Origin of the sequence: Streptomyces sp. NPDC051976 (assembly GCF_040680795.1) — a bacterium.
Classification (GTDB): domain Bacteria; phylum Actinomycetota; class Actinomycetes; order Streptomycetales; family Streptomycetaceae; genus Actinacidiphila.
Map to the genome: position 1 here is coordinate 175,101 of NZ_JBFAXL010000010.1, position 14,057 is coordinate 189,157.

The window sequence follows — 14,057 nt, forward strand, 5'->3', positions numbered from 1 at the left end:
CAGGTGGGTGCGTGACACGCGTCACCTGACAGCGCCTACCTGGCGATCTCCGCCCAGACGACCTTGCCGGTGTCCGTCCACCGCACACCCCACCGGGTGGTCAGCCGGTGGACGACGTGCAGACCGCGCCCACGGTCGTCCAGCGGTCCCACCCGGCCCAGCCGCGGCCGGCCGTTGCCGGTGTCGCCGACCTCGCACAGCAGACCGTGACCGGCGTTGATCAGCCGTACGGTGACGGGCCCGGTGGCGAAGCGGACCGCGTTGGTGACCAGTTCGCTGATCAGCAGCAGCGCGCTGTCCCTGGTGTCCTCCTTGGTGTCCCACTGCCGCAGGAGCGTGGAGGCCAGCGCGCGCGCCTTGGCGGCCGCGTCGTCGCGGGCCGGCAACCGCCAGGCCGCGGTGTCCCGCTTGCGACGGCCCGCCATCCGGGCCAGCAGCAGCGTCACGTCGTCGCGCAGCCCGTTGCGCGGGGTCATCTCCACGACCAGGCGCCGGGCGGCCTGCTGCAGGTCGTCCCAGGGATGCACCCGGCTCACCACCTCCGCCAGCCGGGCGATGCCCTCGTCGATCGGCACCACCGGGGTCTCCACCAGGCCGTCGGTGTAGAGGGCGAGCATCGATCCCGGGGGAGCGGCGAAGGTGTGCACGTCGAACGGCTCCCGCAACGCGAACTCGGTGCCCAGACCGGGGTGCGGGTTCACGGTGAGCACTCTCGCGGACCCGTCGGGCAGCACCAGGATCGGCGGGAGGTGCCCCGCGCTGGACGTCACCACCTGGTGGCTGACCGGATCGTAGACCGCGATGCAGCAGGTCGATCCCAGGGCGCTGTAGCCCGCCGCCAGGCCCGCGTCCGCGTCGTCCAGCAGCGTGACCGTCTCGTCCAGGTGCTCCAGCACCTCGTCCGGCGCCAGCCCCGCCGAGAGCAGCGCCCGCGCCTCCATGCTGAGCTGGCCCATCGCCGCCGCGGCCCCCAGCCCGTGCCCGACGACGTCGCCGACCATCAGCGCGGTTCGGCCGCCCGGCAGCGGAAAGCTGTTCACCCAGTCACCGCCGACGCCCGCGCTGTCGGGTGTGGTGGGCTGGTACACGCTGGCCACCTCGATGGTGCCGCTGCCGGTGCGCGGCAGCAGCCGCCGCTGCAGCGCCAGCACCTGGGCGTGCTCGCGCTGGTGCTGACGGGCAAGGTCGACGTGGTGGGCGGTCCTGGCCACCAGTTCCTGCAGGTCCAGCAGCTCGCTGTCCTGGAACGGGCGGTCCGGCCGCCGCCAGATCTCCGCCACGCCCAGCACGATCGGCGGCGTGATGTCCGAGCCCTCCAGGACCAGCGGGATGCACGCCACGCTCACCGGACGGTCACCGGGCACCAGGGCGCGCACCAGCCGCGGATCGCCGAGCGCCCGCGCGATGGCCTCCCGGTGCGGGATCACGATCGCCTGGGCCACGTCGCCGCGCCTGACCGCGTCGGACAGCAGCCGGCTCGCCTCGACGGGCAGGCTGTCGCCGGGGGTCAGATAGCCGTCGGGCCACACCCGGTCCGGCACCAGGGCCGCCCGCCGCAGCCGGATACGCTCCTGCGCCTGCTCGGTGACCGCCTCGCCCGTCCACACCGCGTAGTCGAGGTCGACCGCGGCCACGTCCCCCCAGGCCAGCAGGGACTGCGCCAGCGACTGGGCGGTCTCGCCGATGTCCAGCGAGGTGCCGATCGCGGTCTCGGAGGCGTACAGGTGCAGCCGCTTGGCCATGGCGATCAGCGAGACGGTCAGGGCCTCGTCCGGCGCCGCGGCGGGCAGGATGCTCATGGAGACCACCAGCTCCGTGCCGTCCTCCCGGCGCAGCCGCTGCACCCGGGCGACATGTGCCTCGCCCGTCTCGACGACCTGCCGCAACCGCCGGATGACCGTCGGCACGTCCCCCGCGGGCAGCAGCTCGGCGAACGGCCTGCCCGCTGAGCCCCTGAGCCCCTCGAAGGCGGGCGCCTCCAGGTTGGAGCGGGTGATCCTCAGGTCCTGGTCCAGGTTGACGGCGCCGAGTATCTGCTCCTGGCTGCCGGTGGACCGCTCGCCCTGCCCGGGTGCGGGCACCGGGGGGTCGCTCGGTGTGGCGGCAGCACTGACCGCCGCCGTCGCCCCACCTCGCGGGAGGTAGTCCCCCAAGGCGCGGCTGACCTGGTCGAACGGCGACGACGACGAGGGGGAGGGTGTGGAGTCCATGCGGCGCTCCCAGCTCGCTCGCCAACCCCGGCATCTGACCGGAGGCGTATCCGAGTTTTCCGTGCGATGAAGCCCCGAGATCCCTACCGCACCCCCATTGAATAACACTCGTGCCCGCTTCGCCTGTACGAGCGCCGGTGACACGCGGTGACGGGCCCGCGGCAGGCGTGGGTACGGGCGCGGACGCGGCGCCGGTACGGGCACGGGGACGGGCGCGGGCCGGGGGGCCTGCCCCGGCCCGCGCCCGCTCCGGTCGGTCAGGACGCGGTCAGCTCGCCGCGTACCGTGCGGGCGGCCGTGACCAGGTTCTCCAGGGAGGCCCGGGTCTCGGGCCAGCCGCGGGTCTTCAGGCCGCAGTCCGGATTGACCCACAGGCGGTCCGCGGGGATGGCCCGCAGTCCGGTGCGGAGCAGCTCGGCCGCCTCGTCGGCGCCCGGCACCCGGGGCGAGTGGATGTCGTACACGCCCGGTCCCGCCTCGCGCGGGTAACCGTGGGCGGCGAGCTCGCGGGCCACCTGCATGTGGGAGCGGGCCGCCTCCAGGCTGATGACGTCGGCGTCCAGGTCGTCGATGGCGCCCACGATGTCGCCGAACTCCGCGTAGCACATGTGGGTGTGGATCTGGGTGTCCGGGCGCACGCCGCCGGTGGTGAGGCGGAAGGACGCGGTGGCCCAGTCCAGATACGCGGGCCGGTCGGCGGCGCGCAGCGGCAGCGTCTCGCGCAGCGCGGGCTCGTCGACCTGGACGACCGACGCGCCGGCCGCCTCCAGATCGGCCACCTCGTCGCGCAGGGCGAGCGCGACCTGCCGTGCGGTCTCGCCGAGCGGCTGGTCGTCGCGGACGAAGGACCAGGCCAGCATGGTGACCGGGCCGGTGAGCATGCCCTTGACGGGCCGCTGGGTGAGGGACTGGGCGTAGGACGTCCAGCGCACCGTCATCGGCGCGGGCCGCGAGATGTCACCGGCCAGGACCGGCGGCCGTACATAGCGGGTGCCGTACGACTGGACCCAGCCGTGCCGGGTGGCGAGGTAGCCGGTGAGCTGCTCGGCGAAGTACTGCACCATGTCGTTGCGTTCGGGCTCGCCGTGCACCAGGACGTCGATGCCCGTCTTCTCCTGGAAGGCGATCACCTCCTGGATCTCGGCCCTGATGCGCTCCTCGTACCCGGCCGTGTCGATCCGGGCCGCCCGCAGGTCGGCGCGCGCGGCGCGCAGCTCGTCGGTCTGCGGGAAGGAGCCGATGGTGGTGGTCGGCAGCAGCGGCAGACCGAGGTGCGCGCGCTGGGCCGCGGCCCGCTCGGCGTACGGCTGGGAGCGGCGGCCGTCCGCCTCGGTGATCGCGGCGGTACGGGCCCGCACCGCGGGGTCGCGGGTGAGGGTGGAGTGCGCGCGGGAGGCCAACCCGGCGCGGTTGGCGGCGAGTTCGCCCGCGATGGCGCCCGTGCCCTCCGCCAGACCGCGGGCCAGGGTGACGACCTCGGCCGCCTTCTGCCGGGCGAAGGCCAGCCAGCGCAGGATCTGCCCGTCGATGTCGCGCTCGGCCGCCGCGTCGAGCGGCACGTGCAGCAGCGAGCAGGAGGCCGCCACGTCGACCCGCCCGGCGAGGCCGAGGAGGGTGCCGAGGGTGGACAGCGACTTCTCAAGGTCGTTGACCCAGACGTTGCGGCCGTTGACGACGCCCGCCACCAGCCGCTTGCCGGGCAGGCCGCCGACGGCGGCGAGGTCGTCGAGGTTGGCGGCGGCGGGCCCGGTGAAGTCCAGGGCGAGACCGTCGACCGGGGCCTTGGCCAGCACCGGCAGCGCCTCGCCGAGCCGGTCGAAGTACGACGCGACCAGCAGCTTCGGCCGGTCGGTGAGGCTGCCGAGGTCGCGGTAGGCGCGGGCGGCGGCGTTCAGCTCGGCCGGGGTGCGGTCCTGGACGAGCGCGGGCTCGTCGAGCTGCACCCACTCGGCGCCGGCCGCGCGCAGGTCGCCGAGGACCGACGCGTACACCGGCAGCAGCCGGTCGAGCAGCGTGACCGGGGCGAAGTCCGAGGGCACCCCCGGCGCGGGCTTGGCCAGCAGCAGATAGCTGACCGGCCCGAGCAGGACGGGCCGCGCGGTGTGGCCGAGCGCGAGAGCCTCCCGCAACTCGCCCACCTGCTTGGCGGAGTCGGCGGTGAAGACGGTGTCCGGTCCCAACTCGGGCACCAGATAGTGGTAGTTGGTGTCGAACCACTTCGTCATCTCCAGCGGCGCCACGTCCTGGGTGCCACGGGCCATGGCGAAGTAGCCGTCGAGCGCGTCGGTTTCGACCGCGGCGCGGTGCCGGGCGGGGACGGCGCCGACCATCACGCTGGTGTCCAGGACGTGGTCGTAGTACGAGAAGTCACCGGTGGGCACCTCGTGGACGCCCGCCTCGGCCAACTGCCGCCAGTTCGCCCGGCGCAGGTCGGCGGCGGTGCGGTGGAGGGCGTCGGCGGTGACACGGCCCTTCCAGTACCCCTCGACGGCCGTCTTCAGTTCACGGTGGGGGCCCTGGCGGGGGTAGCCGTACACGGTCGCCCGTGCTGCCGCGGCTGCGGACTTCGCTGTCACGGAAATCTCCTTCGCGAGATGATTCCTGAACATCCCGGCGACGGGACGCGGACGCGAAGGGACTGCGCGACCGGCGGACGCGTGACGCGCCTTCCGCGCGTACGTCCGCCTGGTGTGCACGCCGACCCGCCCACGAGGTCACCGGGACACCGCACGCGATCGGTCGCGTACGGGCAACGGGCAGGTCTTCGGACTCGCGGGCACGCCTGCCGGGGCAGACACCTACTGGCCGTCGCTTCCCGGATCCCGCGGATCCAGTGCGTATGACGGCGGTTGTTCCCACTCACCGCTGCGGGGCAGTCCCGGATTCCCACCGGGTTCCCTCTTGCGACGCACCTGCCTGGCGGGCAGGGGCGAACCAGTTGCACACGCCACGTTAGGGGGCGGGCGCCCTCCTCGGCAGCACAGTTCGCCATCCGAAACGGATCACGCCCGGTTTCGGGCCTTCGCCCTCCCGCCGGCTGCTCGGGTCCGCCGGACTCATTGCGCGTTCATGACTGAATCTGGTACTAAACACTCACCTTCGAGCATGACGTGCTGATTCTCTGCTGTCGTGGCGGTCGAAGGTCTGACCAGCCTGATCGGAGGAGCCGGGTGAGGGACGCACGGGTGATCGCCGTCGACGTGGGCGGCGCGGACATCAAGGCGGGGCTCCTGGAGGACGCTTCGGCGCATGTCGGCGGATGGATACGGCGGCCGACCGGGCAGGCGGCGGGCCCCGAGCGGGTGATCGCGAGCATCGTCGAGCTCGTGGCCGAACTCCAGGCCCGGGCCGAGCGGGAGGGCGCGCCGGCGGCCGCGGTGGGGCTCGCCGTGCCCGGGATCGTGGACGAGGAGGCCGGGGTCGGGATCTACTCGGCGACCATCGGCTGGCGTGACGTGGCGTTCCAGGCGCTGATCGAGGAGCGCACCGGGCTGCCGACCGCGGTCTGCCACGACGTACGCGCCGGTGGCACGGCGGAGGCGCGGCTCGGTGCGGGCCGCGGCCGCGGCGACTTCCTCTTCGTCCCCGTGGGGGCCGGGATCGGCGCGGCGGTCATGACCAAGGGCCACGCGCGGACGGGCGCCACCCACCGGGCGGGGGAGATAGGCCATCTCGTCGTGCGCCCCGACGGTGAGCGTTGCGCGTGCGGGGCCCACGGCTGCGCCGAGGCGTATGCCTCCGCGCCCGCCATCGCCCGCCGCTACCTGGCCGCCACAGGCCGGTCCGCCGAGCCCGCCGAGGTCGCCCGGCGCGCCGCCGCGGACGACATGGCGGCAGGCGCCGTATGGGACGACGCGGTCGAGGCGCTCGCCGACGCGCTGCTCGCGACCGTCTCGGTGCTCGACCCCTCGCTGATCGTGCTGGGCGGCGGTCTGGCCCGCTCCGGCGGCCAGCTGCTCTTCCCGCTGGAGAACGCGATGATCTCCCGGGCCGGCGTCCAGGCGATCCCGCCGCTCGCCCCCGCCGTGCTCGGCGACCGCGCCGGGTGCGTCGGCGCCGGCCTGGCCGCCATGGACCTCGCCGCACGGCTGCGGACGAGCCGCCGCCGGGTCACGGTGTTCGCCCGCTGACGCCCGCACGGACACGCCGGCCTCCTTCATGTGCCGGGGTGATGGTTTCCGCCAGGTTTTCGCCCCCGGTGGGTTTCATCCGGCCTTCTCCGGTACTTTCCTGCGGTCGCCGAAGGTGGCCGCTATCTTCGGAAAGTACTGATCCGAGCGAATCGGGGCAGGCGTGGGGGGAGTGGAGGGGACTGTGGGGCATGAGGGGCGACCCTTATGGCGCAGGAGCACAGCCTGTGGCAACGAAGGTGAGTGTGTGGAGGTCGCCTTGGGACATGAGCAGGTGCTCGCCCGTGACTCCAAGAACCCTTCAGGTCCGACGCTGAGCTTCACCGGCTCCGCATGGACGTTCTTTCTCCATGCCGTCGTCTCAGGGGAGTTCGACGGCTCATGACGATCTCTTCACAGCGGCAAGGGGGCGAGGTCTGATGGACACCAGGGAAATCACCGCGCAGCGGTCGGGGACACCTTCTCCGCGGCCATCCGGCGGGGTCGGCGAGGTCCTGCTCTTCACGGTGTCCACCGGAGTCGCCGCCACGATGGTCGCGGCGGCGTGCTCGCTCCTGGTCTCCGGTACGTCGGCCAAGCTCCTGGTGTGGATCGTGACCGCGCTGCTGGTGTCCGTGGTCGCGGGACTGTGGCGCGCCTCGGTCTCGGTCACGGGGCACCAGCGCGGTCTCGGTTCCCTTCCTCCGTTCGATCGTCGGGCGGGCTCTCCGAGGTAGCCGACTGCCGACGGCCCGTCAGGAGCCGTCGGCCGCCGAAGAACGCCAGACCGCTGACGCCCGAGCCGCCGAGGACGGTGCTGGCCACCAGGCCGAGGAACGGCAGATGCATCCCCGCCACGGCGTGGATCACGATGTACGCGCCCAGCACGATGACGACGAGCAGCATCAGCACGATGACGCCCACCGCCCGCATGATCTTGAGATCCGCCGTGCTGCGGGCGTTCTCGATCGCGATCAGGTTGCGCGTGCGCTCGGCGCTCTCGCTGGCCCGCAATTTCACCAGGTTGTCAGTGGGACACCCCGCCTCTTCCTCGGACTGTGTCGGTTCCGTTCCGGACGTGCTGGTGCGCACCCACTCTCGCAGGCGCTGGGCTATCGACCCCAAGCCCATGCAGACCCCTCCCCTGAATCCGCCACCGGTGTTGGGAAACGGGGCCTCAGCTCACGCCGAGGTCCTCTTTGATGCGGCGGATCAGGTTCAGCGAGTCGTTCTCGTCAAGTGACCTGTCCATCAGCGTCTCGAAGCACTCCTGGTAACGCCCCAGGAGATCCATGTCCTCGCCGCCGGTCATGCTTCCGGCGGCGTGTTCCAGGTACAGCAGGTCGTCGTCCTCCTCGAACGTGAGCAGGACGAAGCTGCCCAGGGTGCTGTAGTGCGCGCCGGACTCGAACGGGAGGACCCGGATCGACACGTCGTCCCGTGCCCCGAACGCCTCCAGCGCGTCGAGTTGGCCGCGCATGACCTCGCGCCCGCCGACCTGGCGGCGCAGGGCCGCCTCGTCGAGGACGAACCGGGCCGGGGGCCGGCTCCGGCCGTTGAACATCCGCTCCTGCCGGAGCATGCGCAACTCGACCAGCCGCTCCAGGCGCTTGCCCTCCAGGCCGCGCGCCTCGAGCAGTGCGGTGGCGTACTGGTGCGTGTGCAGATGACCGGGCACCACGATCGGGTGGTACGTGCGCAGCGACGTGGCCGCCGTCTCGTAGCCCAGGTACTTGGCGAACTGCGGGTTGAGCACGTCGTGGAAGGACGACCACCAGCTCGCCCCCTTGCTGCCCCGGGCGGCCGCCTCCAACTCCGTGACCTTCCGCGGGTCGCGGACCTGATAGAGCTTCAGCAGGGCGCGCAGGTCGGTCACCGACACACCGACCGTGCCGGTCTCCACGCGGATGAGCTTGGAGGGCGACCACTCCAGGGCCGTCGCGGCATCACGCTGCGTCAGCTTGGCGCCCTCGCGCGCGTCGCGCAGCGCGAGGCGCAACTTGCGCCTGTTGAGGCTGGGATCGTCCTGGGGTGTCATTCGCCGCTCCTTCGTCGTGCACCTACCCGGGGCAACGGGGGCCATGCTCAATATGTTCCTCGCTATTGGTGCCCATCAGTATGCACCTACCGAAAAGCTACTAGCCAAACGACACTGGCATGTACGCGGCATATGGAAAAGGGCAGCGGACGAGGGCGGCCGGGGTGCCGCCACCGGCGGCGAAAAGGGCAGAGAACAGGGCAGCGAAAAGGGCAGTGGCCAGGGCGAATGCCCCGGCCACTGCCCTGCTGTTCGCGCCGGCTAGGCGGCGGGTGGTGCGGTGAAGGGGGCGCTCCAGGTCTGGTTGGGCTGGTGGCTGCCGCAGGCGTACGTGGCGACGACGGAGTTCTGGTTGGTGAAGTCGCTGCCCGCGATGTCGGCGCAGACGCCGCCGGCCTGGCGGAGCTGGCCCGAGCGGTTGTACGTCCACACCTGGTGGCTGTCGGTCCCGTCGCAGGCGGCCAGCCGCAGGCCGGTGGAGTCACCGGACAGGCAGAGCGCGCTGTTCTGCAGCGAGGAGATCAGGCCGTTGGACTGCCGCTTCCACTGCTGGTTGGCGCCGCCGTGGCAGGAGTAGAGGGCGACCTTGGTGCCGGAGGTGGCGCCGTTGTAGGCGTCCAGGCAGAGGGCCGCGCTCTGGAACGCGCTCTGCGGTGCCTGGATCTGGCCGACGGCCGACGCGGCGCCGCAACTGCCGGGATCGATCGTGTAGATGGCCGTGTCATGAGCGGCGATGGTGGTGCTGATCGACGACGTGACGGCGAAGTTCGTGTGGCTCCACAGGTCGCGCGCGGTGCGTGAGCAGCCGAGGTTGTCGAAGCCGGCCCGCGCCAGGTCCAGGGTGTAGGAGGTCGCGGAGGCGTTCTTGTTGAGCACCGCGACCGCCCGGCGGCCGCCCGACAGCGGCTTCACCACGACGTCGACGCCCGCGGTGGTCGAGGAGTTGTCACGGGAGGCCAGATAGCCGCCCGCGCCGAGCGCGTCCTGGTCGACGGCGATGATGTCGGCGTTCTTCAGGATGGCCAACTGCGGTGCGTACGTGGTGGGGTCGGCGGCCATCTTGCGGACGTCGGTGCTGAGCATCAGAGGCGAGCCCATCGCCGACCACAGGGCGAACTGGCTGCGCTGCTCGGCCAGGGTGAGCTGGCCGTTGTCGCCGATCAGCAGCATGTCCGCGTCGTTGTGGTTGCCCGGCCCGTCGTAGCGCGCGAGGGCGAGGGTGTCGGTGAGGTTCTGGTAGACGCCGCCCTCGTAGTAGTCGCCGCCGTGCGGCCAGTCCCAGGCGGAGGCGGGGCTCGGGTGCCACACCGCGATGTCCGGGCTGACCCGCCACATCTGGCCCAGCCCGCGCACCCAGTCCAGCGAGTTGTACTTCTCCGCGCTCGTCGGGGAGTAGCCCGCGGGGGCCGACTCATTGAAGAGGATCTTGCGGCTGCTGTTGGCGGTGGCCGTGTTCAGGGCCTTCGCCATCGTGGTGAACTCCTGCTGCCGATTGGCCGACGTCGTACCGCAGTTGTCCAGCTTCAGCGAGTCGACGCCCCAGTACGCCAGTGAGTTGGCGTCCGCCTGCTCGTGCCCCATCACTCCGGCGGGCACGCCCTGGCAGGTGTTCACGCCCGAGGTGCTGTACACCCCGGCCTCCATGCCGAGCCCGTGCAGGTAGTCCGCGTACCCGGTCAGCTCCCAGTCGAAGCCAGGCTGGCTGCTGCCGCCCCAGGTCGCGGCGCCGTGCAGATACCCCGCGCTGGTGCGCTGCATCCAGCAGTCGTCCACCGTCATGTTCGTGTACCCGGCGGCCACCAGGCCGGTGTCCTTCATCGCCTTCGCCTGGTCCTCCAGGAACTGCTGGAACGAGTAGCCGTCCCGCGTCCCGTCCAGCCGCGCCTGCGCCGCGCAGGTGAACCGCGCCCAGTCGTTGAACCCCATCATCGGCTGCACGCCGACGGGTGCGTTCGTGTTCGCGGCCACGCCGTCCGCCACCGCGGGCCCCTCACCGCTGATGGCGAGACATGCTCCGGCGAGGATCATCACTCCGCCGAACCCGACAAACCGCTGACGCCATCTCATGGGACGCTCCGGAGGTGAGGGGGGATGTCTGAAGTTGCTCATTCCGCGCTTTCGCTGCGCAACTTCGAGCACACCGTGCCAGCCGGGCATGCACCAGTCAAGGGGGTGCGGTGCGCTTGGCGGGTGCCCGGCGGGGGCGGGTCGGACGTCAGGGGTCGGCGCCGGTCACGGGTATCTCCTCGGCGGCGAACGCGCGCGCACTCCGCCGCTGACCGTCTTCCGGTTCGCCACCCTGCGGGGACACCCCTGCCCGTCGCCTCCCGGTCGGTTCGTCTGCCGGGGTGCGGTCAGGGGGTGGGGCCGAAGAGGAGGACGGCGGCGGAGTCCCAGGCGGTGACCAGGTCGACCGATTCGGGGGCGCGGAGCCACTGGATCTGCAGGCCGTCCATCAGGGCGACGATGTGGCGGGCCAGGGCCTCGGGGTGGTCGCTGATGTCCTCGGCGAGGGAGGTGAAGGCGGCGATGGCCTGCTGCTGGCGCCTGACGAAGTAGTCGTGCGCCGGGTGGGTGGGGGTGAGGGACTCGGCCTCGAGGACGGTGAACAGGCGTACGAACTCCGGCTGCTGGGCATTGCGCCGCATGGTCGCGGCGCACAGCTGGCGCAGGTCGACGCCGTCAGGGCCCCCCGCGGACCACTCGTCGGGGACCTCGTCCTCGCCGACGCCGAGCTGGGCGCGCAGCGAGCGGGCGTCCTCCAGGTCGCGGTGTTCCAGCACGGCGACGAGCAGCCCGACCTTGGAGCCCGCGTGGCGCAGCACGCCGGGCACGGTCAGCCCGCACCGGTCGGCCACGTCCTGCATCGACATACCCCAGAAGCCGCGCTCGGCGATGAGGACGGACGTCACGTCGATGATCTGCCGCCGCCGTTCGGCGGCGGGGAGCCGTGGCCGGTCGCGCCGGTAGGAGGGCGCACCCTCAGCCATCGTTGCCAGAACCCTTTCCCCGGTCTCGTTCGCCAGTGGCTACCCGGGCGAATTGGTGAGTAGCTACTAGCCAGTGACCAGCTTTGGGACGGCACCCTAGTCCGGCCCCCGCGGCCGCGGCAAGACGCGCGTCCGTAACGCACGGGAAGTGATGTGAGAGAGGGTCGTGCGTACCCCGTCCCCTTTGACTGGTGAACTCACCGCGACACCAGGGGTGTTCGGCGGCCACCGTGAACGAGGCCAACACGTTCCCGCTCGTCAGCGGCATGACGTATTGGCTTCACGAAGTGAACACACGCACACCGCTTGACAGTTAACAAGACTCGCTGGCTTCATGTCTCCCGGCGTGCACGAGCCGGGCGAGCTCGCATGCCGCGTACGGGCGTCGAACCGTGAAACGCCAACCGCAAGCCGTACCGCGAGTACCGCACCGCGACGTCGCACCGCACCTGATGTCACCTCCCTCTCCGGAAGGAGTCGGCGTCGGCGTCGCCATGAACGGGAGCGCTCCCATGCTCCCGGCACGCCTCCCCCCACCGACCGGGAGCGGCACCCGCCGCACCTGGCGATCGAAAGGATCCCCATGCCCAGATCGCGCCTCAGGCCCTATCGCGGGGCCGCCGCAGTCGTGGCGGTCGTCTCCGCCCTGCTGCTGGCCGCCCTCTCGCTGACCAGCGCCTCCTCGGCGTCCGCGAGCACCACCCTGTGCGGCAAGACGGACAGCATGAAGGTGTCGGGCGGCAAGTACGTCGTCCAGAACAACGAGTGGGGCGACTCGATCCAGCAGTGCATCGATGTGAACGACGACGGTTTCAACGTCACCACGGGCTGGCACAACGTGGGCACCGGCGGCGCGCCCGCCGCGTACCCCTCGATCTACGCCGGCTGCCACTACGGCAACTGCTCCAGCGGCAACGGCCTGCCCCTGCAGGTGTCGGCCTTCGGCAACCCGCAGTCCAGCGTCAACTTCAACACCGCCGACGGGCAGTGGGACGCGTCCTACGACATCTGGTTCGACACCAGCGCCAACCCGTCGGGGCAGAACAACGGTGAGGAGATGATGATCTGGGCCAACCACTCCGGGCCGCCCTCGCCCTTCGGGTCCAAGGTCGGCACGGCCAGCATCGGCGGCGCCACCTACGACGTCTGGTACGGCCGCCAGAACAACGGCATCGCCTGGAACACCGTCAGCTACGTCCGGCAGCAGACCACCAACGCGATCACGGTGAACATCAAGGACTTCACCAACGACTCCATCAGCCGGGGCTATCTGCAGCCGTCCTGGTACATGACCAGCGTGCAGTTCGGCTTCGAGCCGTGGGTCGGCGGCCCCGGCCTGGCGGTCAACTCCTTCTCGTACGACTCCAACGGCTCCGGCGGCACCGGCGGTTCCACCGGTGGCGGCACCGGCGGCGGTGGCGGTGGCGGCAGCGCGGGCACCATCTCCGGCCAGCAGAGCGGCCGTTGCCTGGACCTGAAGGACTGGGGAAGCGCCGACGGTACGGCCGTGCAGATCTGGGACTGCGGCACCGGCTGGAACCAGCAGTGGAAGCGGAACGGCGGCCAGGTGGTGGACCCGCAGTCGGGCAAGTGCCTGGACGTGGCGGCCGGCTCCACGGCCAATGGCGCCAAGGTGCAGCTGTGGTCGTGCAACGGCAGCGGCGCCCAGCAGTGGCAGTTCAACGGCAACGGCACCGTCACCAACCCGCAGTCCGGCAAGTGCCTGGACGCCGGCGGCTCGGGCAACGGCGCGCTGCTGCAGATCTGGGACTGCTACGGCGGCGGTGGCACCGCGCCCAACCAGGTCTGGAAGCAGAACTAGTCACCGCCCGTCCCGTCGCCGCCCGGGGCGCCGCACCGGATCTCCGGGGCGCCCCGGGCGGTCGGGCGCCCCGTGAGCCGCCCCCGCGGCCAGGTCGGGCGAGGCGGTGGTTCAGTGGCTGGCGGCGGCCAGCCAGTCGCTGTAGTGGGTGGGCGCCAGACGGGCGTCCGGGCCGCCGATCAGGACGTCGCCGGGGACGGCGGCGAACATACCGGCCTGCGGGTCGACGACCACGGGGCGCGGGTCCTTGCGGGCCGCCAGCGTGACCTTGCCCAGTTCGTCGAGCGTGAAGACATCGGGCCCGGCGACGTTCCTGATCCCCTGGAGAGGCGCGCCGACGGCGGCCTCGGTGACCGCGGCCGCCACGTCGGCCGCGGCCATCGGCTGGATCGGACAGGCGGGCAGCCGTACGGCGGACGCGTCGGAGGTCCAGGACAAGATGGCGTCGACGAACTCGAAGAACTGCGTCGCCCGCACCACCGAGTACGGCGTCGGCCCCTGCCGCAGCAGCTCCTCCTGGAGCGCCTTCGCGCGGTAGTAGTCCAGGTCCGGCACCTTGTCCACGCCGACGATCGACAGCGCGACCTGGTGCGTGACGCCCGCCCGTGCCCCGGCCGCGAGGACGTTCTCCATCGAGGTGCGGAAGAAGTCGAGGGACGCCTCGTCGAAGGTCGGCGAGTTCGCCAGGTTGACCACGGTCTCGGCGCCCTCCAGCGCCTCGGCCAGGCCCTTGCCCGAGATCAGGTCGACGCCCGTGGAGAGCGCCGCCGGGGTGGCCTGGTGTCCGGCCGCGGTCAGATTGCGCACGACCTGGGAGCCGATCAGTCCGGTCCCGCCGATGACTGTGACCTTCATGGCTTCCGCCTCTCGTAGATGAAACTCGGACAC

10 protein-coding genes and 1 riboswitch are annotated in these 14,057 nt (G+C 71.5%); of the genes, 3 read left to right on the plus strand and 7 right to left on the minus strand.

Annotation, left to right across the window (positions count from 1 at the left end; all coding sequences use genetic code 11):
* Positions 1 to 35: 35 nt before the first annotated feature.
* Together AB0M29_RS14050 and metE are read right to left on the minus strand one after the other, a co-directional pair.
* Positions 36 to 2,210: a SpoIIE family protein phosphatase gene (locus AB0M29_RS14050; RefSeq protein ID WP_365382495.1), complete on the minus strand. Its 2,175-nt coding sequence runs from the start codon at positions 2,208 to 2,210 to the stop codon at positions 36 to 38.
* Positions 2,211 to 2,467: 257 nt separating this feature from the next.
* Positions 2,468 to 4,786 carry a 5-methyltetrahydropteroyltriglutamate--homocysteine S-methyltransferase gene (gene metE, locus AB0M29_RS14055; protein ID WP_365382496.1) on the minus strand — a complete coding sequence of 773 codons (2,319 nt, stop codon included), beginning with the start codon at positions 4,784 to 4,786 and terminating at the stop codon, positions 2,468 to 2,470.
* A gap of 161 nt (positions 4,787 to 4,947) precedes the next feature.
* Positions 4,948 to 5,164: riboswitch (cobalamin riboswitch) on the minus strand.
* A 216-nt stretch (positions 5,165 to 5,380) separates the two neighbouring features.
* Between metE and AB0M29_RS14060 the strand changes: the two genes are divergently transcribed.
* On the plus strand, positions 5,381 to 6,340 hold the full coding sequence (locus tag AB0M29_RS14060; protein ID WP_365382497.1) for an ROK family protein: 960 nt from the start codon (positions 5,381 to 5,383) through the stop codon (positions 6,338 to 6,340).
* 184 nt (positions 6,341 to 6,524) lie between these two features.
* Positions 6,525 to 6,725 (plus strand): DUF397 domain-containing protein, encoded by a 201-nt coding sequence (locus AB0M29_RS14065; RefSeq protein WP_365382498.1) that lies wholly within the window; start codon positions 6,525 to 6,527, stop codon positions 6,723 to 6,725.
* Positions 6,726 to 6,988: 263 nt separating this feature from the next.
* Here AB0M29_RS14065 and AB0M29_RS14070 read toward each other — a convergent pair whose 3' ends face one another.
* The 4 genes from AB0M29_RS14070 to AB0M29_RS14085 form a co-directional block, all read right to left on the minus strand.
* Complete coding sequence (locus tag AB0M29_RS14070; protein ID WP_365382499.1) at positions 6,989 to 7,411, minus strand: hypothetical protein; 423 nt, start codon at positions 7,409 to 7,411, stop codon at positions 6,989 to 6,991.
* Positions 7,412 to 7,496: 85 nt separating this feature from the next.
* Positions 7,497 to 8,357, minus strand: a complete 861-nt coding sequence (locus AB0M29_RS14075; RefSeq protein WP_365382500.1) for a helix-turn-helix transcriptional regulator — start codon at positions 8,355 to 8,357, stop codon at positions 7,497 to 7,499.
* A 261-nt stretch (positions 8,358 to 8,618) separates the two neighbouring features.
* Positions 8,619 to 10,424 carry a ricin-type beta-trefoil lectin domain protein gene (locus tag AB0M29_RS14080; protein WP_365382501.1) on the minus strand — a complete coding sequence of 602 codons (1,806 nt, stop codon included), beginning with the start codon at positions 10,422 to 10,424 and terminating at the stop codon, positions 8,619 to 8,621.
* Between the two features lie 287 nt (positions 10,425 to 10,711).
* Entirely contained in the window at positions 10,712 to 11,347 is a 636-nt protein-coding gene (locus AB0M29_RS14085) for a TetR/AcrR family transcriptional regulator (protein ID WP_365382502.1), read from the minus strand.
* A gap of 583 nt (positions 11,348 to 11,930) precedes the next feature.
* Between AB0M29_RS14085 and AB0M29_RS14090 the strand changes: the two genes are divergently transcribed.
* Entirely contained in the window at positions 11,931 to 13,169 is a 1,239-nt protein-coding gene (locus AB0M29_RS14090; protein WP_365382503.1) for an RICIN domain-containing protein, read from the plus strand.
* Positions 13,170 to 13,280: 111 nt separating this feature from the next.
* On the opposite strand, the gene AB0M29_RS14095 is transcribed toward AB0M29_RS14090, so the two are convergent.
* A complete protein-coding gene (locus AB0M29_RS14095; protein ID WP_365382504.1) occupies positions 13,281 to 14,024 on the minus strand; it encodes an SDR family oxidoreductase in 744 nt (247 codons plus the stop codon).
* Between the last annotated feature and the right edge of the window lie 33 nt (positions 14,025 to 14,057).